Consider the following 21,091-nt stretch of genomic DNA (forward strand, 5'->3'; position numbering starts at 1 on the left):
AAAAGAATACACAAATATACACAAATCAGGATTCAATTTGTGGTCTGGACGTAGTAGAATATATTGTTGTTCAAATTTGAACTAGTTACATTGTGTGATCATGTTCGTGCCCGAACATGAATGAAAGGAGAAAGCCTGCTGTGCAATTATTAAAAAGTAAATCCTACTGGCTGTCGCTAAGCTTGATGTTATCCTTGGCTGTCATGGGAATGTTCTACGATATCCTGAATAGCCCAGAACGCGGATTCGTTGTACTGAACTCCCCGATCGACCGCATGATTCCCTTCGTGCCCGCGATGTCCATTCCTTATTTGGGTTGGTATCCGTTTGTATTCGGAGTATTGGCGTATCTGTGTGCCAAGGATCGACTCATGTATTACCGCGTCTTGTTGTCCATGAACATTTGTGTCTGGATCTGTTATCTCATTTATTTTAACTTTCAGACCACGGTTCCGCGCCCAGAGCTAACGGGTACAGGTCTCGGTGCATCTGTTCTCGGATGGCTCTACAGCCAGGATCGTCCATATAATTGTTTCCCGAGCATTCATGCGCTTCATTCTTATCTTGTCATGCGCGCTGTACTCTCTGTCCCGAGTATCCGCAAATCTATTAAACGATGGGTAGCTGGAGGGGCTGCGCTCATTATCGTATCCACACTGTTGATCAAACAACATGTCATCTATGATGCATTGGGTGCAATCATTCTCGGCGAATGCATTTTCACAATCATCACTGGCCTGGCTCTCCATCGCCGGCGCAGAAAAGAATCGAAATGGACGCAAGGGATCAGCTGATCCCCTGCTCCGACGGTTTCTGAAGATGCTGTTGCCTTCTCCACTCGTCAATAAATAAACCTGCGAAATAGGGATCCCATTGGGATCCTTTTCCTTCTTCTAGAATCATTAACGCTTTCTCATAGCTCATCCCGTTCCGATAAGGACGATCCGAGGTCATCGCATCAAATGCATCTGCTACTGCAATAATGCGGCCAAAGAGGGGGATATCGAGTCCTGCCTTACCATCCGGATAACCTTTGCCATCGTACCGTTCATGGTGGGATCTGACGCCAGGTAGAAAGTCCGCCATGGCATCAATTGGTTCGATCTGTAGCAAAATATTCTCTCCCAGCACAGGATGGGTTTTAATAATTGCGAATTCCTCTTCACTAAGTTTGCCATCCTTCAACAGAACTTCATCAGGTATACCAATCTTACCGATATCATGCAGCAATGCGGATTTGTACAATAGGTCAGCCTGCTCTTCATTCATTCCACTAAGCTTCCCGATCAGAATTGAATATTCTGCGACCCGCATGGAATGACCAGCCGTGTATTTATCCCGTGCATCCAAGGCAGCAGCTAGCGTTGAGAAATAACTCTGAAGCAGCTGTCTATTACGCTCCTGTCTCATCTCCAGCCGGTTAATCATCATATTAAATCCAGATATCAACGCAGAAAATTCATCTGCATACAAATCAGGAGCCCTTCTCCCCAGATCGCCTTCCTGGATTCGATTCATCTCTTTGGTTAGATCAGCAACAGGATCCCGTACGTCGCGGATAAGCAGCCAACTGCCCACAAGGGCGAATCCCGCCCCTAACACAACAACGAGCACCCCCCAAATGATGTACTCTTTGGCAAATTCGGGGTCCATGTACTGTAACCGGATAAACGTTGCCAAAAAAAATAAAAACAATGGGAATAGCCCAATCAGTGCCGTACTTAGCTGGAACTTACGCTGAATCGACACAAGTACACGTCCCTCAAGCGAGGGCTCAACCCCATATTGTCGTTTGCCTCGACGGCGAATTTCCAGCAAGAGCGGCCTTACCGCCCGAACCGTAAGAAAATATTCGATCAGCGCATGCATCACTGCAATCAAAATAGCACATGCTGCTGCAAGCGAAACATAAAAGTAAGGGAACTCCACCCAGCCCTTGTCAAGCATCCATAGTGTTAACCCCGCAGCTGGCAGTGAAAATCCTAATAGATGCGGAAGCATGATTCGATAGATAGTCCGCCCTGGAAAACGGTGTATTTTCTCATACATGCTATCCATCTGTTCCTTCGAATGGCGCTCAGTTGTAACAAAAAAACGCCGGATTGGCATAAGCTGCACACGAAAAGCAAGCCATTCCGCACTCAGCATAAACACAAGCGAAATCAACACAATCGCTAGTAAACGTATAAATTGAATATTTGGTATTTGCAAAGTGGATACCATAACGACAGTACCCACGACAAAAACAGCCCCTAATGAACCGATGAGGTAATTTCGTAGCAAACGTAAGATAAAGGAACGGTAAACTTCCACCCAAACCCCTCACTCTCTCTGTGCAACCCACGCTACCTCGATAAGCTTGAGGCAGATTAAGGATATAGCTCATAGGATATTATCGGTTATTTGAGTCCAAAAACTTAATGATTTTAATACAATCCAAAGCGAGTCAATATTACAATATTTCCATAATCATAATTTGAAGAATCAGAGCCTATGCACATCAAAAAGACTGCTTCCTGAGAAGCAGCCTTTTGTATATCCAGAGGGAGCGTTATCCTTTTATTTTAGCAGCTAAAATCATCGTACCTCGCGGCTGATCACCCAGTGCATCCGGCTCTAGCGTAATCGCTACGGTATCATAATCATTCCCTGATTCTAGGGTGTAATACACGGCTCCTGTGCCATCGTGACTTAGGAAGGTTCCGGCATTCTGCGGGGTATCTCCCTTGATCAACCATACTTGAAATGCCTCTTTCCCCTCCAGCTCAGGCAAGTTCTCCGCCTGCACGACGAGATGAGTACCCTTGCTGTCGATGACAATTGTTGCGAGGCCCTGCGCTACAATGTCCTGTGTTGCAGGGCTAAGCTTGACGGCTTCGCCCGTCTGCATACTCTGGGCAGGCGCTAACGCTGACGCCAGCTGCTCTTGCAGCTGCGCATTCTGCGCCTGCGCCTCGGCGAGCTGTGCTTGCGCTGTTGCTGACCCAGCAGCTTGCTGCGTCAGCTGGCTGAGCTGGCTCTGCAGCTGCGCTGCATAGATCGCCAGCACCAGCGCCGCCGCCGCGAGGCCGGCGCTCGCCACGCGCCATGCGCGGCTGCCGCGCGGACGCGCGCGCCCTCCAGGCTGCAACGGCTGTGCCTGTGCAGCCTCTTCCGCCCGAGCCGCAGGCACCGCCGTTACCGGCGGCAGGCCTGGCTCGGGTTGCGCCGCCTCCCCGCGGGGCGGCGCAAGATCTGCCTGAAGCACAGCAGGTGCTTCAGGCTGCGCAGGAGCGGTGGCCGGCTTCGCCTCGGCTCCGTCCTGCGATTGTCCGAGCACGTTGCCTAGCACACGTGCTCTCATGCCTGGCGGCGGTGCCACAGGTTCCGCCGCGAGTGGCAGGAAGCCTGTTACTTCCTGCAATTCCTTCACCTCTTGGCGGCAGATATCACATTCCTTCAAATGGGCTTCGAATGCCTCCACTTCCTCCGCTTCCAGTCCACCTAGCACATACATCGGTGCCAGATCAGACCACTCCTCATGTCGTTCTATCATGGATGTATGCCCTCCCTTCCCGTGTCTGAATGCAATTCAGCATCAGCGAGCAGCTTCTGTAGCTGTCTCATCGCAAGCCTGACACGGCTCTTCACGGTACCCAGCGGAATCCCGAACCTGCTGGATACCTCCTGTTGCGTCAATCCGGCATAGTAGATCGATTCGATCACCTGTTGCTGATCATCGTTCAGCTGAGATAGAGCCTCTTTAATTCGAGTGCCTTCCCATTTGCGCTCTACTTCTGCTTCTGTATTCGTATATTCATCGGCATACGCCGTCAGTGTCTCTTGCTCCACCGTCGTTGTGGCTGCCCCTTTGGACTTACGCCTCAGCATGTCCACTGCAATGTTGCGTGTGATCGCAAACATCCATGTGGTCAGCTTCCCCTGTGAGGCCTCGTATCGTTCAGCGTTATTCCAGACTCGCAAGAACAGCTCTTGAACCGTTTCCTCTGCCGTCATGGGATCACCCACGATCCGATAGGCAAAGGAATATACAGCCCGCTCGTAGCGGTCATATAAAAGCTCCAGCGCCGAAGCATCCCGCTCTGCAATCTGCCACATTAATCTGCTGTCATCCATCGATTCTGTCATCCGAGGGCCCCTTTCATTATGCTCCCTCATATTATAACCTACGTAGAAACATTTGAAGAGGATTACTCTTTTGAAGAGAAAACCTGAAATTTTCTGAATTTTTTCATAAGTGAATCAATTTCATAATACATTTAGCTGCTTCAATCCAGACGACATACCATGTCTAATTAGATCATCATATCTACACGATATAATGGCTATAGAACAAGCTCTCTTTCCTTTATCTTGCAAAAACTTACAGGGTGTGGTATACTCTAAGAGTTGGTTTTAAACCTCAAATGATTTTCTGTCTTCTTTTAACCCCGGAATATTTTCTTCATGCTGCGACCGCAGCGAATTGTTCACTAACCTATGGAGATTGAAGAACCTGATTCACATGACCCGGTATAACAGAGTTTCACAAGATTTTCCCATTCACACTGGCGCGGTCATCGGAGCCGCAAGGACAAAAGAGAGGTAGGGCTTTTGTTGTTTTGGAAGTCACTTATTCTTGAGAAGATTGAAAACATACACACACAAAGCACCCGGAATTGGGTTCCGGGTGTTTTTCCATGTCCATTAATATTGGGATCACCAATGCCTTGTTAATGGGCAGAACGTAAGTATGGCGAAAATCCTCTTCCTTGGAGTTGTGCTATAAGGTAGGGTTGTAATACGACATGTCTGTTGGCAAAGAGGCAAAAGAAAAACAGGCGCCGATCTGCTCGGCACCTGCATTACATCGTTTCAACTTTATTCCATCTCTATTAGAGCCTATATATTCGTTGATTAGATTAGACAAACATCGTTTTGGAGATGATAACCAGCAGGATAAACAATACAAGTATTGTTCCCATCGAACCCCAGCTTCCGCCACCATGCTTACAAGGAGCATAGCCGTAATGGTGCCCTTGCATTACAGGAGCTTGGTTAGGCTGATGACCATAACCATAGCCGTATCCCATAGGTACGCCACATCCATAACCATATCCTTCATGACCTGTGTATTGGTATCCGTACATATGCTCATGACCTCCCATTTGTCCATATACGTGTCCCTGTCCGTTCGGTGAGTTTGGTTTTACTTCGCTCATCGTTCATTCCTCCTTAGCATTTGCCTACACCCCTAAGCTATGTATTTAGCCTACCTCTGGACCGGGCGAAAGCCTTGTTTTTGACAAAATGGGCACTTTGTTTGGTCATATTCGATTTCATTTTTCACGTCATTTATCGAAAGCTCGTCCACTAAAAAAACTCCACCGGTTACCCGGCAGAGTTCTTCATCATTATACCCAGAAGGATTTAGTGATGATTACGAGGAGAATGAACAAAACCAGGATCGCACCAGTGGATGTCCAGCCGCCGTATCCTACGCCTCCAACTACTTCGCTCATTGTGAATCCTCCCTTATTATTAGAATATTAAGATCATGGAAATGTTTTAAACGAGGAATGCCTTAGTGATGATAACCAACAGAATGAACAAAACCAGAATCGCACCAGTAGACGTCCAGCCGCCGTATCCACCTACAACTCCACTCATGTAAAACCCCTCCTTCGATTTGAGGTACAGTTCACTATATGCAACAGTGCCTCTCTAGACCGGGCTCTATGTAAAAATGGGCTGATCCCTACAGAGGGTTATCCGATATACGTAATCACTTCATGCCTTCTGGAATGGGCTGACCTCAAGTCAGTTCAAAATAGCAAAAAGGCAAGCTCCGGTTTCGCCTGCCAGTTGAATACGTATTCGCTTTACTCTATATTCTCAATCCAGACTATTTATATTTTTTTACAAACTAAAGAGCGAATCCGCAGGATCAGGAGCACCCGGCAACATTCGCTCTGTAAACATCAATATACATAAACACGTATCTAGGTCGTCGTTTCTAATTAATTCGGGCGTTGTGGCATAGATGCGAGCTTGTCATTCACCGACTGCAGCTTCTGTATGCTTGAGGCATCTGGCTTATCACGACGATCATCAATCTTGACGGAAGTGGAGACGCGCTGGGCGCCTGATAGAAACGGAGCTTCGTGCAGAGCTGCAATCGCCGTGAAGACTTCGTTAAGCGGCCCTTCGATAATGGTGCTCATTGAGGTAAGTTGATATGTAATGCCCCGCTGATGTTCCAACACCTTCTGCATGTCTGCGACATAACTGCTCAGACTCGTCGTGCCTGTTCCAATTGGAATGACTGTTACCTCTGCTATGGCCATGCTGCTTCGCCTCCTCTGGGCATCCGTGAACAACCGTTGCCGCTGAATTTAGTCTATTGGAATCAATTGAGGGTTTATGAAATTGATTCGTTTTTGACTGATTTTATTCTACCAGTTGAATACGTAATAATTCAAACTGACGTGTTCACGTCATTCAATTTCGGCGAAATTTTTTTTTGAAGAATCTTCAAATCTTCCAGTCCTTTTCCTTTGCGGAATCTCGGCATTTTTGGTATACTCGGAATTACGTTTCACGGTGTCTACCCTGTTTACAAACACTATATGTTGGGTTACAGTATTCTAACAGCAACAAAATGTAGTGAAACTGGATTACCCCGCTTCGATTAGTCATCTTCTGCCTTCTCGTGAAAAACAGGATGAAATCACCTTCAAATGCACGTCCCTGTAGGTGTAAATCGCTTTCTCGAAACAGAGTTGACGTAGAGGTTAACGGGGCTGTTTGGACTGCACCCGGCACCTCAAATTACAGGCACGTCTCTATCAGACCAAAGCTTACATACAGCACCCTGTTATGTCGAATTAGGAAAAATGTGACAAGCAGGAAGTCAGAGCATCCATGGGCATTTTCAGCCGCAAGGCAGGGAGAATGCTTTTTATATGACCATGGTTTGCATTTGTGCTGCATTTTGACTCTGTTTTGACCACTTTACGCCTTGACCTGTTACCGCCGTTCAGTCCACAGTATGTATTGATATGTTCTATCACCGCAAGAAAACACTCAATTCTTTATATAAAGAATTTCTCCAATTTATCTCTTAAACATGCGAAAGCGAGGAATATTCATGCCACAAGTTGTGACCAAGCCGAACAACCGCCAGCTTGCCTTTGACGATATGCGTATCTCTGTATACGCCGACCGTATTCTGGGTGGACTAGACATGCTGGACAAGGAACGTCTGGTAAAAGGAGTGACGAGCAAGCTCCGCCGTGATGAAGTTACCGGGGACGAGATCAGTAATGCTTTTATGATGAGCGCACTGGAGCTCGTAACCAAAGAGGAGCCAAACTGGAAGTTTGCAGCTGCACGCTCCCTACTTACTTCTCTATACAAAAAAGCGGCAACCAACCGTAGATATAAATCTTATCCGGACGAGCCTTACGGTGCATTCCACCCTCTCCTCGTAGATCTTGTGAAGAAAGGGATCTATCGCGAAGAACTGCTCGAATGCTATAGCAAAGAACAGATTGACGAGTTGGCGGAATGCATTGACTACCGCAACGATCTGTTGTTCGACTACATCGGCTTGCTCACATTGGCAGAACGTTACCTCGCTCACGATTTTGATGGAAAAGTGATGGAATTGCCTCAAGAACGTTACATGGTTATTGCGATGTACCTGATGCACCAAGAGCCTGCAGACAAACGGATGGATCTGGTTAAAGAAGCCTACTGGGCAATGAGCAACATGTACATGACGGCTGCTACACCAACGATGTCCAATGCAGGTAAAAAGGTAGCCGGGCAACTGTCCAGTTGCTTCATCGACACGGTGGATGACTCCCTTGAAGGAATTTTCGATTCCAACACAGATGTTGCACGTCTAAGCAAAATGGGTGGCGGCATCGGCGTGTACCTCGGTAAAGTCAGAGCACGCGGTTCGGACATCCGTGGTCACAAAAACACAAGTTCAGGCGTTATCCCTTGGATTCGCCAATTGAACAACACAGCAGTTAGCGTAGACCAACTCGGAACTCGTAAAGGTGCGATTGCCGTATATCTGGATGTCTTCCATAAAGACATTCTGGCATTCCTTGACCTGAAGCTGAATAATGGTGACGAGCGGATGCGTGCGCATGACGTATTCCACGGTGTATGTCTGCCTGACCTGTTCATGGAACGTGTAGCAAGCCGCGGAGAATGGAATCTGTTCTGCCCACACGAAACGAAGAAAGTTATGGGCTGGAAAGACGAGAATGGTCGTGCTCTCGGACTTGAAGACTTCTATGACGAGTCCTTCGGCGAAGGAACATTCCGTCAGAAGTACGAAGAGGCTGTTAATCACCCACTCTTGTCCCGGATTACGGTTCAAGCGATTGACATCATGAAGCGTGTAATGAAATCCCAGCTGGAAACAGGCACACCATACATGTTCTACCGTGATACGGTTAACCGTTCTAACCCGAACAGCGCTCATGGCATGGTTTACTCTTCCAACCTCTGTACTGAAATTATGCAGAACCAATCTGCTACTGTAGTAGAAAAGGAAGAACTGGTTACGAAAGATGGACAAACACGTATCGTTATTTCTAAAGTACCTGGCGACTTCGTTGTCTGCAACCTGAACTCCATCCACTTGGCACGTGCCGTGCCTCATAATGTGTTGGAGCGTCTGGTACCCATCCAGGTTCGTATGCTGGACAACGTCATCGATATTAACAATATTGAAGTACTGCAAGCCCAATACACGAACAGTCAATACCGTGCAGTCGGTCTGGGAACATTCGGACTCCATCACTTGCTTGCGCTTGAAGGCATCCGTTGGGAGTCTGAAGAGGCTGTTACGTATAACGATAATCTGTATGAGAAAATTAACTACCTTCTGGTTAAAGCCAGCATGGAGTTGTCCAAAGAAAAAGGACATTATCCGAAATTCAAAGGCTCTGACTGGGAAAGTGGTAAATACTTCGACCAACGCGAGTACACTTCCGGTGAGCGCGTAGGTGAATTCGTAACGACAGAACAATGGAAAGACCTGCAAGCTGAAGTACAACAAAACGGGGTACGTAACGCTTGGATGTTCGCCATCGCACCAAACGGATCGACTTCTATTATTGCCGGCTCTACAGCCAGCATCGATCCATTGTACGAACTGTTGTCTTATGAAGAGAAAACAACATACAAAATTGCGAACCCGGCACCGGATCTGTCCGACAAAACGATCTGGTACTACAAAACAGCCTTCCTGGTGGATCAGCATGCTTCCATTAATATGGCTTCTGCTCGCCAACGTCACGTTGACCAAGGCCAAAGCTTCAACCTGTACGTTCGTCCAGACATCAAAGCGACGGAGTTCCTGGAACTGCATTTGCACGCTTGGAGAGCTGGCTTGAAATCTACGTATTATGTGCGTAGCCGTGCATTAACGATTGAAGAATGTGATTCTTGCGCAAGCTGATTAACTAAAGGAACTATTTACACTGACCACTCCGATGACAGAACAACCTTCCGATCACTGTTATCCCCAGATTTCTTCTGATCCCTTTTGCTAAAAGGGGGAAATCCGGGGATAAAGGCGAACGCTCCGCTTCTTCAGGTTTTTTCTGTCCTCTCCGTTCTCGTGTAAATGTTTAGTTAAAACTGTCTTCGCAAATATTTACCAGACATACGATGACCACCAGGGCATCCTGTTTTGAATGCAAAATAGCGTTGCCCTGGTACTTTTTTTGCCTAAAACCGATCACAACATCACTTGCGATGTTGATATAGATGTTTTACTACAATAATTATTTAAAATTTTCACATCAACGAAGAAGAGAGAATATAGAAATCAGAAGGTTGTTCTGTCAGCGTAGTTAACAGTGAATATTTCTAAGGAGTGAACGGATTATGCAAGTACAGAAAATTTTCAATACCGAAGCCCCTAACCAATCGACACGTATCATTGAAGGCGAATGCTCAGGGATCTTGAACTGGAACGACATTCGTATGCCTCACATGTACAAATTGTACAAAGTGTTATTGCTCAACCACTGGATCGCGGACGAAATTCCGATGTCCAAAGATGCTTCCCAATTTGCTCAATTGGAAGAGGAAGAGAAACGTACATTCAAAATTAACATTTCCCTACTCGCTGTTCTTGATTCCATGCAAACGATGTTTGTTGGTGATGTTAAACGTTACTTTACCGACTCTTCACTTGAAGCAATCTCTGCAATCATTGGACAACAAGAGGTTGTTCACAACCAATCGTATTCTTACGTTCTGTCTTCCATCGTATCTGACCAGGAGCAAAAAGAAATCTTCGAATACTGGAAGCATGATCCAGTATTGCTGGATCGCAACCGGTTTATCGCAGACATCTATCAAAGCTTCCGGGATGAGCCGTCTCCACAAACGTTCTTCCAAGCGATGGTTGCCGATCTGATCCTTGAAGGTATCTTCTTCTATAGTACATTCGCCTTCTTCTACAATCTGGCCCGTGACCAGAAAATGATGGCGACAAGCCAAATGATCTCTTATATTCAGCGTGATGAGAACCAACACTGCTACTTCTTCGCAGAAGTGTACAAGCAACTGTTGATCGACTTCCCAGAACTGAACACACCAGAGAACATGGAATACGTCTACAAAACGATTGACCGTGCGGTTGAGCTCGAAACGAACTGGGCACACTACACGCTCAGCAACGTTCGCGGTATTGACCTGAATGAGCTGGAAGATTACATCAAGTACATCGCTAACAAACGCCTGCGCCTGATGGGCATGGAAAAAGCGTACGAAGGCGTTGATGTGAACTGCATGCCTTGGATCAAACCATTCTCCGATGAAGCGCTGAATGCAACCAAAACAGACTTCTTCGAAGCTAAATCGCGGAATTACGGTAAAGTCGGCGACGACAACGGATTCGACGATCTGTAAAAGGTAGTTTAAAAAGCTCGATTTTGATTACGAATCATGCCTAGCGGCATGATCAGCATCGAATATGGAATTCACCCGAAATGTCCGTTGCTCACGTAGCTCTATCTACGCTCCGCTACTCCATTTCTAGCTTCATTCCATCTTCTCGGTACTGAAAACCGATCTTTTTAAACATGATCTAATATGAGGTAGTTTAAAAAGCTCGATTTTGATTACGACACATGCCTAACGGCATGATCAGCATCGAATATGGAACTCACCCGAATATGCCTAACGGCATTACCAAAACACTCTCTTAGTGGAAGCCTTCACGGCTGTCTGCTGACGGGAGTGTTTTTTTGACTTTAGACCTTGTACAATATACATATACAAATTAAGGAAGACTCCGCATTTATAGAAATGAGGTGTAATGATGGAAAGAGAATTGCTAGAACAACTGAATGCTTGGCATGAACAGGATGAGTACAAGCGCATTATAGAGCATATTCATAACATCCCGGAATCTGATCGTAGTTACGAGCTAGTTGGTCAACTGGCGAGAGCTTATAACAATACGGGACGATACCGGGAGGCAATTGAGCAGTTACTATCTGTTCATGAGCGAGGAACCAATGATCCGCTCTGGCAATACCGTTTAGGGTACGCATATGCCTACATTGCGAGTTATGAAAAGGCATTATTGGCTTTTGAGCGAGCGAACGAGCTTTTGCCACATGACGATTCTACGCTGGAGTTCCTCGAATTGCTCAGGCCCAAAGCAGCAAAGATGCAACAAGACCTGCAACGATATGAAGCGGAACGAGATGAATGGGAACGTCGTGGGACATTGAATCACCTAAGAGCCGCCTCTGGAACCTACGCTCCTGCATCGTTCTGGGAGCAGAGCGATTATGCGTTAGATAACCATGTCTCCGAGCCTTTTGACGAGGAAATGATTGGTTCGATTGAGCGGGAATTAGGATACAAGCTGCCTGCTTCCTACATTCAGCTGATGAATACCCAAAATGGTGGCGTTCCAACGCTCACTGCATTCCCTACTCAAGGAGCAACTTCCTGGGCCGAGGATCACATTGCGATTACAAGCATCCTGGGCATCGGGCGGGATAAAATGTACTCCCTAGGCGGAGAATTCGGAAGCCGGTTCATGATTGAAGATTGGGGATACCCTGATCTCGGAATCGTGATCTGTGATTGTCCATCAGCAGGTCACGATGTTGTAATGCTGGATTATCGGTTCTGTGGCCCGGAAGGTGAGCCTTGTGTAGTTCATGTCGATCAAGAAGATGACTACGAGATTACATACCTGGCTGCTAATTTTGAAGCATTTGTACGTGGGCTGGTTGATCCCGACACCTTCGAAATATTTGATGAAGACGAACAAGAGAATTAACACATATCTAAGGAGGATCAAATAATGACAACAATATCAAATGAAGAAATAGCTCCATTTAAGTTTATCGATGCGCAGTCCGGTTCCTATTCCGTTATTTTAAATGTAGGTACGTACAAGCAAGAGGTCTTCGAATCACGTGCCGACGAAGGCTTCGAAGGCAACGGTTACGACTGGGCCTCCCTTGCAGCCGTGTTTCTCGAAGAAAAAATGCCCGAGTTAGTAGCCGTAATTCATTTCGATCCCGAAGGTAGTATGTTCTGTGCCTACACAGACAACAAGGATGCACTTATAAAGTTCACCCGAGGGTTCAAACAGGCCTGTGAACAGCATGATCTCATTCATGACCTGTTCTCGAGAGCTGAATTGGACTAAGGAGTAGTCAGGAGGTTTCTATGACAACTCGTATTTATTTTGCCACCAATTTACTTGGAGAAATAGCAGAGAAGGATTTACAGAAGGCGCTAGACCACCTCAACCTCGGCACACTCATCCATTATCGCCGAACGGCTGAAGGGGTTATGGGACAGACATTGCATATCCACACTTCTCAGGGTGAATACATCCTCAAAGGCAATCCGTTATATAACGGACAGCTTCAGGAAGAACAGTTTTTCGTAGAGCAACTAGCAGAGCACACCACCATTCCTGTCCCTATCCCCTATCAGATTCATGAGGAGACGGAACTTCTCGGTTGGAGTTATGCCATTATGCCAGAATTACCGGGACAGCATCTGCATGATCCTGCCTTGCAAGCATCATTGAACCCAGACGAGGAACAGCAGATTGCCAGGATGCTGGCACACACACTCGCCGAACTTCACCACTGGAAGGTGCCCAATGCTGGGGAGTATGATCCGGTAGCTGAGCGAATTGTACCGTTTGCAGGAACGTATTCGGACTGGCTATATGGCGCGATTGATTACTGGTTACAGGATGCTACCCAATATTCTAGAATTACTGATGAGGATATACACTGGGTGGACGAGCAGCTCAGTCAGGCTAGGTCTGCTTTTGAAGCCATGTCGGTCTATAGTTTTGTCATGGGTGATTATAAGTCCGAGAATTTGGTCATGGAGAAGCAGCAGGAGGCTCCTTATGCATGGCAGATTAGTGGTTTATTCGATTTTACGACTTCGTATTTTGGAGATGGCACCGCCGATCTGACCAAAATAACGGCTATGTATCTTCGCCATCGTAAGCCTGAGCTAGCTCAAAGCTTTCTATGTACTTACCGACAGCTGATCTGTGCTGAGGATGTGAAACGGTGTCAGCATTTTGCTGAACGCCTGCGAATCCATCTTCTATATCAGCGCATATTGGTATGGGGTGAAGCCAAAGCGACTCAACAAGTCACTTGGGATGCAGATCTACCTTTTGCCACATGGGCACAACAGTATATTGACTCGGTTATTGCCCTGCTGGACTAATTGAAAATATAGTATATATACCAGAAGAATAAGGTTAGTAATACGTCTGGAAAAATAAATGTAAAAAACCGGAAGAACGTTGAGAGACTCTCACGTTCTGCCGGTTTTTTAAATGGATCTATTTTGCTAGGAGCTTAAAGTTAGAAGTGCTGCTCCTGTCTCTACTTTCTCTTGTACTCTTACTTGTACTGTTACGTTTACTTGCCAATGTACAAGTCCGTCCAGAATTACACTTGCTGTACCGGGGCTTCCTGATGTTTCTGTAAGAATTCCAGCATGCGCCGATACACGAGAATCTCATTCTCTTTACGAGAGAAGCCATGCCCCTCATCATCCAACACCAGATACTCGACGTCTAGACCCTTCTGCTGCAGCGCCTCCACGATCTGATCTGACTCTGCCTTCACGACTCTAGGATCATTAGCTCCCTGGATAACCAGCATTGGGTTCACCATCTGATCCAGATAGGTAATTGGCGAATCTTTCGTTAACCGTTCGCGGTCACGCTCGGCATCACCTAACCATTTCTCCATCACGGGTTTCCAATCCTCAGGGACGGATTCCAGGAATGTGAACAGATTACTTGGACCAAAAATATCAACGGCTGCTCGGAACAGCTCCGGATGGCGACCTGCGAGAAGCAACGTCATGTAACCCCCGTAACTACCACCTACAACAAACAGGCGATCTGGTGAGGAGATGTTCTGGTCGAACAACCACTGAATCCCAGCAACACAATCCAGTCTTGGTCCTTCGCCCCAATCACGTTCCACCATCTTGATGAATTCAGCTCCATAACCGGAACTTCCCCGGAAATTAGGTGCAAAAATATGGTAGCCCTGAGCTAACATCATCTGGAACATCGGACGGAAAAACTTCGACTCCGAGGCTTGAGGCCCTCCGTGCGGCCAAAATACCGTATATCCATTTGCCAGCTCTGGCTTGGATTTAAACAACAGGGCTTCAATCTCCAGCCCATCATACGAGTTATAGCGGATCACGTCTGGATATACCAGATCATCAGGACTCAGCCCAGTCACCCGATTATTCGTCAGGGGTTCCCATGAGTCGCTGCCCGCAGGCAATCGATAAATGTTATGTGGCTGAATAGCTCCACGTCCAAGGATATACAGATTACCTGATTGGCTCACGGTCGCCTGCGCAATCGTATCTAAAGGCATGTCCACCCGCCGAGGCGTAGCATCTTGTTTGCCCAGGATGTACATCCGGTTCTCCGTGCCCGTAAGTGTCCATAGGTATAACGTTTCGGTTTCTTTGTGCCAACGAAATCTCTCAACATCCTCACCTTCGATCTTAACTACCGAACGGAATACACGCGTATCTAGATCATACTCCGCAACATAGGAATACGCCTCGTTATCATTGGTGAGCATCAATAGGCGTTTATCATCCACATAGATGACAAAAGGTACCTGACTCTGCCGCTCTGACACAGGTAAAATGTCCTCGATCTCACCATCTCGATGCAGATGCGCTGTCTGATATGTATTCGAGTACATTTTCACAATGACAAAGCTCTTCTCGTCTGGGCTCACCGCAGCCAAGCTGTTAGACACCTCTTCCCCGCGATGGAGCAATACATCCTCACCCGTAGCAAGATCCAGACGATGAGAATTCAGATAATTCGGATTGCCGGCACTCGTAAAATAGTACAGACGCTCCCCATCTTCGGACAGATGAGCGAAGTAACAGCGGTCATTCGGCTCTGCCGGTACAATCGGCTTCGGTACCCCGCCCTCTGGCGGAATAGCATATAAGTGATAACTCTCGTTGCCATCACGATCAAATGCAGTTAAGATATAACGCCCCAGTGGGTCGGGCTTAATAAACATGCTGCTCTGATTCAAGTATGTCAGCGGATAAGGAAACCCTCCCGGCAGATCCATCGCCCAAATATTGGGCTGACCATTCAAGTTGCTATCAAAAAACAAACGTGTCTCATCACTCGATACGGCAAAATGACTGATCCGGTAGGATTGAAAATACTGCTCTACATCTGGTTTAGGAAATTCAATCATGAGAAACCTCCTTGAGAATGTTTACACATTGAGATTGAGATCGGACATTGACATGGCAACTCGTTTATTGTGGAATGGAAAATATCTAACAGTGGTAAAATAAGGTGGTTAAATCCATATTATAGGTGACCCATGACTTACACAAGAGATGTGTAAGCTATTTTCAATCCAACTTTTCTACACGTAATCTTTATATGTCTTTACCAAGTTATAAATGAGATCCTACTTGAATGTTGGAACTTAAGTGTTGGACGTTCAATTATTCCGTATAAAAGGTCATGTGTGGTTTGTCCTCACGGTAATATTCCAGCCTACGCTGCAGGTTCCCGGTGTGCAGTTCGAACAGGTGCCCATCGAGATCAGTAAAATAAACGGACAATGCGTCCTTCGTATCCCTCGGTCTGCCTGGTAAAATGTTCGCACCCGCTTCCCGCAACTGTTGTACAGATGCATCAAAATCCTCTTCTGTAACGGTAAAAGCAATATGTGTATACGTTTGTTCCGTATAATTGCGAATGACATCTTCCTGATTCAAAGCGATCCACAAACCTGCCAGCTCAAAATAGGCTAGCTTACGTCCCTTCACCTGAATGCGAGCACCAAGCGCCCGCTCATAGAATGTGATGGACTTTTCGAGATTGGATACAGAAAAGCACAGATGGTTAATCCCTTGAATGTTCATTGACACCTGACACCTCCATCGTATGATCAACATCTCATCTTACACTTCATTTACGGAGCTACATGGAATAATTGTATATCCTTATTATGGTATATTCCGCATGCAAAAAACAAATGATTCCTGATGAATACCGCACCTTCTTCTGGGCGAATGCATAGGTTATCCGTATCAATGAACGTTCGAGGAGGATGTGCTTTCATGAATCCCGTCTATCCTTTTTATGGTGAGAAAACGGTGTGCAAGGAACAAAAGCTAGCTTTTCCACCCCAGCATCAGGATCAACAGCCCGGTCTCGAAACCTTAATGGTACCCGAACCGATCAGCGAAGATCCCGCTTATATTGGCAGCTGCAAATTAGAAGGCAAGGTGGCTATTATTACGGGGGGCGATAGTGGGATTGGAAGAGCGGCAGCTATTGCTTTTGCCAAAGAAGGTGCAGACATAGCCATTGCTTATCTATATGAACGAACCGACGCCGAGAGGACCCGTGTACGAATTGAGGAATTGGGACAGCGGTGTCTGCTGATTGAGATTGATCTCAGGCTAAAAAAGAACTGCGAAGCGGTTATTCGCACAACGATGGAAACGTTCGGAAAAATTGATATTTTGGTCAATAACCATGGGGTGCAGTATGTACAGCCTAGCATTGTCGATATTACAGAAGAACAGCTCTACCACACATTTCAAACGAATGTGTTTGCCTATTTCTTTCTGATCCAAGCAGCTCTCCCCCATCTATGTAAAGGCGCATCGATCATTAATACAGCTTCCATCACAGCGTACAAAGGTAACGTGCAGTTAATTGACTACTCTTCCACCAAAGGTGCTGTCGTCTCGCTGACCCGTGTACTCTCTCAATCGCTCGCCGCGCAGGGGATTCGGGTAAACTCAGTTGCCCCGGGGCCAATCTGGACACCACTCATTCCTGCCAGCTTCTCTGCTGAGGATGTGCAGGTATTTGGGACAGATACACCGCTGGGTCGGGCTGGTCAGCCCTACGAGCTTGCGGCTGCCTATGTCTACCTTGCATCCCGGGATTCCTCCTATGTTACAGGCGAGTGCATTCATGTGAACGGCGGCGATATGGTAACCACATAGCTGAACGAGGTGTGACAATAGAATAAAGTGAGATCAATTTATTACGAGCGAGGCAAATTGGATTGACCGTATGTAGCTAATTCATATGATAAGGATATATGCTGTGTAATGCGTGATGGGAGCTATGCGCGTTGCACATCTTTTGGTTGTGTGCATCGAACAGGCTACAGCTGTACTTCTGGCACGCTGTAACGTTGATGTCAGAGTGAATTTGGCTCCATTAGCAGGATATCCCATGTTCCGTTGCGAAGAGGGTTAGGAGTGATTATTCGGTTAACCCGGAACCTGACATCTTGTGACAAGGAGCTGACGTCTGATGCATTTTGATCCACTCTATCAACCGTTTCCCTCTTACCGTGTACCTGTCTATGCCAAACAAGGCATGGTTGCCACATCACAGCCCCTCGCGGCACAGGCTGGTCTTGAGATATTGAAAAAAGGCGGCAATGCCATTGATGCCGCCATAGCAACTGCGGCAGCACTCACCGTGCTGGAGCCAACCTCCAATGGCATTGGAGGCGATGCCTTTGCCCTCGTCTGGACAGAGGGCAAGCTGCACGGCCTGAATGCCAGTGGCCCTGCGCCTCAGAGCATTTCGATTGAGGCGCTTCAAGCGGCAGGCCATACGGAGATGCCGAAGCTGGGCGTTATTCCGGTGACGGTGCCTGGCGCACCGGCGGGTTGGGCTGAGCTAAGCCGTCGTTTCGGACGGCTCACGCTGGCGGAAGCGCTGGAACCTGCCATCCGCTATGCGGAGGAAGGTTATCCGCTTGCGCCAGGGCTGGCCCGCCACTGGGCACGGGCAGCCGACATTTATGCACGCCAAGGGGATGCCGAGGCAGGGCGTGCGTGGTTTGAGACATTTGCACCGGATGGGCGCGTGCCCGCCGCTGGCGAATTGTGGCGCTCGCCGGATCATGCGGCAACGTTGCGCCGAATTGGCGAGAGCGAAGCGCGAGACTTTTATGAAGGAGAACTGGCGGAGCACATCCATAACTTTATAGCAGAGCATGGTGGCTATCTGACAAAAGAGGATCTCGCGGCGTTCAAGCCAGAGTGGGTTGATCCAATCTCGGTCTCCTATCGGGGATATGATGTATGGGAGATTCCACCGAATGGTCAGGGATTGATTGCCCTCGCTGCGCTCAATCTGTTGAAGGGTTATGATTTTGACGAGAAGGAATCCGTTCTCGGTTATCATCGACAGCTCGAAGCGATGAAGCTGGCTTTTGCCGATGGGGAGAAGTACATTACGGAAGAACGTAAAATGGGCATGACGGTGGATGAGCTGTTATCTGAAGCCTATGCGGAAGAACGGCGCAAGCTCATTGGTGATACAGCACGTGCACCAGAAGCAGGTGATCCACGCGCAAGCGGAACGGTATACCTCGCGACAGCCGATGGTGAAGGCAATATGGTTTCCTTTATTCAGAGTAACTATATGGGTTTTGGCTCCGGACTCGTTGTACCGGGTACAGGCATTGCGCTGCAAAATCGCGGACATAATTTCTCGCTGGATGCGAGCCATGCCAATGCACTGGAGCCTGGCAAACGAACGTATCACACGATTATTCCTGGCTTTCTCACGCGGGGCAACGAAGCGGTTGGGCCATTTGGGGTCATGGGTGGGTTCATGCAGCCGCAGGGTCATGTGCAGGTCGTGATGAACACAGTCGATTATCATCTGAATCCGCAGGCCGCACTCGATTCCCCTCGCTGGCAGTGGACCAAGGGCAAAACCATTCTTGTAGAACCAGACTTCCCGCAGCATATTGCACAGGCACTCGCCCGTAAAGGGCATGATATCCAGGTGCAGGTCGATCCGTCCCAGTTCGGTCGTGGTCAGATCATCTGGCGTAACCCTGACAATGGGGTATTATGCGGAGGAACGGAAAGTCGAGCAGATGGCACCATTGCCGCATGGTAGTAAACTTGCGTCGATCATTCGGTGTGTTCGTGATGCAGGATAGAATAATATGAGTAATGAACTGGCACATCATATTCATAAGGCAAACTGTCAATCAGAGCCAAGTAGAGATGATTCATATGATCTCTGCTTGGTTTTTTTCGTTTTCCTGTGGTGTCTCTTATCACTCCGAAAGGAGCATATTTTGTCTGAATTACGTTACAGGTAAGAAACTATTTTGCAAGCGTATCGGGTTAAGTCTAGAGAACGTGACACAGCAAGCAGCCAACTGGTGGCGGAAGATATCCTTAAATAAGATGTAAGACACTTCCTAGTTTTACATCAGCAAACAACTTGTATAAGCGTATAACCATATGGTTACGTCAAGAAATGTAAATTGAATGTATAATTCATGAAATTAGGTTATATTTTCGTAAATTTTCAGTACATACCATAAAACACAGTGCATCTCTATCCGATATAGATAAGGGGAAATACTCCCTATCCATATTATTTTTTTGCAATATCTATCGGTTAGATGTTTCTCCTATGTGTTCAAGAAGACATTACAATCAAACTTTGTCATGACAGAAATGAGGGTATCACACATGAAAACAAACCATACCACCCGCGTAGGGCTCACCATGATTCTAATCCTAATGGTGTTCATTCTGGGAGCATGCTCAGCAAACCCTACATCAACGGCAACGGAAACCAGAACGAAGGTTGGCATCGTGATGACGGAAGTTGGTCTGGGAGATCGCTCCTTCAATGATGCTGCCTTTGATGGGCTTGTTCGAGCGAGGGATGAGAATAGCATTGTCTTTGACTATCGTGAACCTAATGAGAAGCTGACTGCTGAAGCTTCCTTTGAACAATTTGCCGAATCCAATTTCGACCTGATTATCGGTCTTAGCGATACCGTTCAAGCCGATATGGAGAAAGTAGCGACGAAGTACCCTGATCGGCAATTCCTGCTGATTGACAGTAAGTCCGAACTGCCCAACATCGCCTCCATCTCGTTCCGGGCAGAAGAAGGTAGTTATCTCGCAGGCATTATTGCCGGGATGGCGACCACGGAAGATCATGTTGGCTTCTTAGGCGGCATGGAGATTCCTGTGCTTCGCAATTTTGAGCAGGGATTCGAGCAAGGCGTACTCGCTGCCAACCCGGATGCGAAGGTAGATATTATTTACGCTGGAGACTTTGGAAATGCCAAACTGGGTGAGGAACTTGCTGCACAACTGATCCAGGAGAATGGTGCTGATGTGATCTATGTGGCTGCTGGCTTAACAGGGGTCGGCGCACTCACGGAGATTCAGAAATTGGGGAAATACGCGATTGGCGTAGATACCGATCAATTCTTTTTGGCGGAAAAAGCGATTCTGACATCGATGTTGAAAAATGTGGATGTATCCATCTACAATGCCGTTCACACGTTCATTCAAAATAAACACGCCTTCCCTCAAAAGCAAATTGTCGAGGGGCTGGCTGAGAACGCCGTAGGCCTGACCGCTCTACATAATATCACGCTCAGTGATGAAGAGCAGCAAACCTTCGAGGATCTGAAAACTCAGATCTCATCCGGTCAAATCAAAATTAAGCTGGATCAATAACTCA

The 21,091-nt window shown here is 47.1% G+C and carries 18 protein-coding genes and 1 pseudogene; 9 read left to right on the top strand and 10 right to left on the bottom strand.

The window, feature by feature from the left end:
* The first annotated feature begins 140 nt into the window (after window positions 1–140).
* The gene (locus M3636_RS29800; protein WP_251383844.1) at window positions 141–794 is read left to right on the top strand and encodes a phosphatase PAP2 family protein; all 654 of its coding nucleotides are present in this window, start codon (window positions 141–143) and stop codon (window positions 792–794) included.
* On the opposite strand, the gene M3636_RS20685 is transcribed toward M3636_RS29800, so the two are convergent.
* From M3636_RS20685 to M3636_RS20715, 8 genes and pseudogenes are all read right to left on the bottom strand, one after another.
* A complete protein-coding gene (locus M3636_RS20685; protein ID WP_251383845.1) occupies window positions 787–2,313 on the bottom strand; it encodes an HD domain-containing phosphohydrolase in 1,527 nt (508 codons plus the stop codon). The two genes, M3636_RS29800 and M3636_RS20685, sit on opposite strands and share 8 nt — an antisense overlap.
* Window positions 2,314–2,551: 238 nt before the next feature.
* Complete coding sequence (locus tag M3636_RS29970; RefSeq protein ID WP_440131354.1) at window positions 2,552–3,082, bottom strand: anti-sigma factor; 531 nt, start codon at window positions 3,080–3,082, stop codon at window positions 2,552–2,554.
* A gap of 384 nt (window positions 3,083–3,466) precedes the next feature.
* A pseudogene (locus M3636_RS29975) lies at window positions 3,467–3,535 on the bottom strand (hypothetical protein); the annotation flags it as partial.
* Window positions 3,532–4,128, bottom strand: coding sequence for an RNA polymerase sigma factor (locus M3636_RS20695; RefSeq protein WP_251383846.1), 597 nt, complete (start codon window positions 4,126–4,128; stop codon window positions 3,532–3,534). The pseudogene M3636_RS29975 and the gene M3636_RS20695, both read right to left, overlap by 4 nt.
* 773 nt (window positions 4,129–4,901) lie before the next feature.
* Window positions 4,902–5,201, bottom strand: a complete 300-nt coding sequence (locus tag M3636_RS20700; protein ID WP_251383848.1) for a hypothetical protein — start codon at window positions 5,199–5,201, stop codon at window positions 4,902–4,904.
* 192 nt (window positions 5,202–5,393) lie between these two features.
* On the bottom strand, window positions 5,394–5,501 hold the full coding sequence (locus M3636_RS20705; RefSeq protein WP_217363767.1) for a YjcZ family sporulation protein: 108 nt from the start codon (window positions 5,499–5,501) through the stop codon (window positions 5,394–5,396).
* A gap of 46 nt (window positions 5,502–5,547) precedes the next feature.
* On the bottom strand, window positions 5,548–5,649 hold the full coding sequence (locus M3636_RS20710) for a dihydroorotate dehydrogenase (protein WP_200956226.1): 102 nt from the start codon (window positions 5,647–5,649) through the stop codon (window positions 5,548–5,550).
* Between the two features lie 350 nt (window positions 5,650–5,999).
* Entirely contained in the window at window positions 6,000–6,326 is a 327-nt protein-coding gene (locus M3636_RS20715) for an MTH1187 family thiamine-binding protein (RefSeq protein ID WP_056704065.1), read from the bottom strand.
* 803 nt (window positions 6,327–7,129) lie between these two features.
* On the opposite strand from M3636_RS20715, the gene M3636_RS20720 reads away from it, so the two are divergent.
* The 5 genes from M3636_RS20720 (at window position 7,130) to M3636_RS20740 (ending at window position 13,746) form a co-directional block, all read left to right on the top strand.
* On the top strand, window positions 7,130–9,463 hold the full coding sequence (locus M3636_RS20720) for a ribonucleoside-diphosphate reductase subunit alpha (protein WP_128100080.1): 2,334 nt from the start codon (window positions 7,130–7,132) through the stop codon (window positions 9,461–9,463).
* Between the two features lie 431 nt (window positions 9,464–9,894).
* Window positions 9,895–10,926: a ribonucleotide-diphosphate reductase subunit beta gene (locus M3636_RS20725; RefSeq protein WP_128100079.1), complete on the top strand. Its 1,032-nt coding sequence runs from the start codon at window positions 9,895–9,897 to the stop codon at window positions 10,924–10,926.
* A 412-nt stretch (window positions 10,927–11,338) separates the two neighbouring features.
* Window positions 11,339–12,316, top strand: coding sequence for an SMI1/KNR4 family protein (locus M3636_RS20730; RefSeq protein WP_251383849.1), 978 nt, complete (start codon window positions 11,339–11,341; stop codon window positions 12,314–12,316).
* Between the two features lie 24 nt (window positions 12,317–12,340).
* The gene (locus tag M3636_RS20735) at window positions 12,341–12,691 is read left to right on the top strand and encodes an immunity 51 family protein (protein WP_251383850.1); all 351 of its coding nucleotides are present in this window, start codon (window positions 12,341–12,343) and stop codon (window positions 12,689–12,691) included.
* 20 nt (window positions 12,692–12,711) lie between these two features.
* Complete coding sequence (locus tag M3636_RS20740) at window positions 12,712–13,746, top strand: phosphotransferase family protein (RefSeq protein ID WP_251383851.1); 1,035 nt, start codon at window positions 12,712–12,714, stop codon at window positions 13,744–13,746.
* Between the two features lie 227 nt (window positions 13,747–13,973).
* On the opposite strand, the gene M3636_RS20745 is transcribed toward M3636_RS20740, so the two are convergent.
* A complete protein-coding gene (locus M3636_RS20745; protein WP_251383852.1) occupies window positions 13,974–15,785 on the bottom strand; it encodes a S9 family peptidase in 1,812 nt (603 codons plus the stop codon).
* A 259-nt stretch (window positions 15,786–16,044) separates the two neighbouring features.
* Window positions 16,045–16,467 (bottom strand): metallothiol transferase FosB, encoded by a 423-nt coding sequence (gene fosB / locus M3636_RS20750; protein ID WP_128104276.1) that lies wholly within the window; start codon window positions 16,465–16,467, stop codon window positions 16,045–16,047.
* A 198-nt stretch (window positions 16,468–16,665) separates the two neighbouring features.
* Between fosB and M3636_RS20755 the strand changes: the two genes are divergently transcribed.
* The 3 genes from M3636_RS20755 to M3636_RS20765 all read left to right on the top strand — a co-directional run bounded on the left by M3636_RS20755 (window position 16,666) and on the right by M3636_RS20765 (window position 21,087).
* On the top strand, window positions 16,666–17,565 hold the full coding sequence (locus M3636_RS20755; protein WP_128100077.1) for an SDR family oxidoreductase: 900 nt from the start codon (window positions 16,666–16,668) through the stop codon (window positions 17,563–17,565).
* A 316-nt stretch (window positions 17,566–17,881) separates the two neighbouring features.
* Window positions 17,882–19,492 carry a gamma-glutamyltransferase family protein gene (locus M3636_RS20760; protein ID WP_251383853.1) on the top strand — a complete coding sequence of 537 codons (1,611 nt, stop codon included), beginning with the start codon at window positions 17,882–17,884 and terminating at the stop codon, window positions 19,490–19,492.
* Between the two features lie 587 nt (window positions 19,493–20,079).
* Complete coding sequence (locus M3636_RS20765; protein ID WP_251383854.1) at window positions 20,080–21,087, top strand: BMP family lipoprotein; 1,008 nt, start codon at window positions 20,080–20,082, stop codon at window positions 21,085–21,087.
* Window positions 21,088–21,091: the final 4 nt, after the last annotated feature.

It is taken from the genome of Paenibacillus sp. MER 99-2, assembly GCF_023714095.1.
GTDB lineage: Bacteria > Bacillota > Bacilli > Paenibacillales > Paenibacillaceae > Paenibacillus.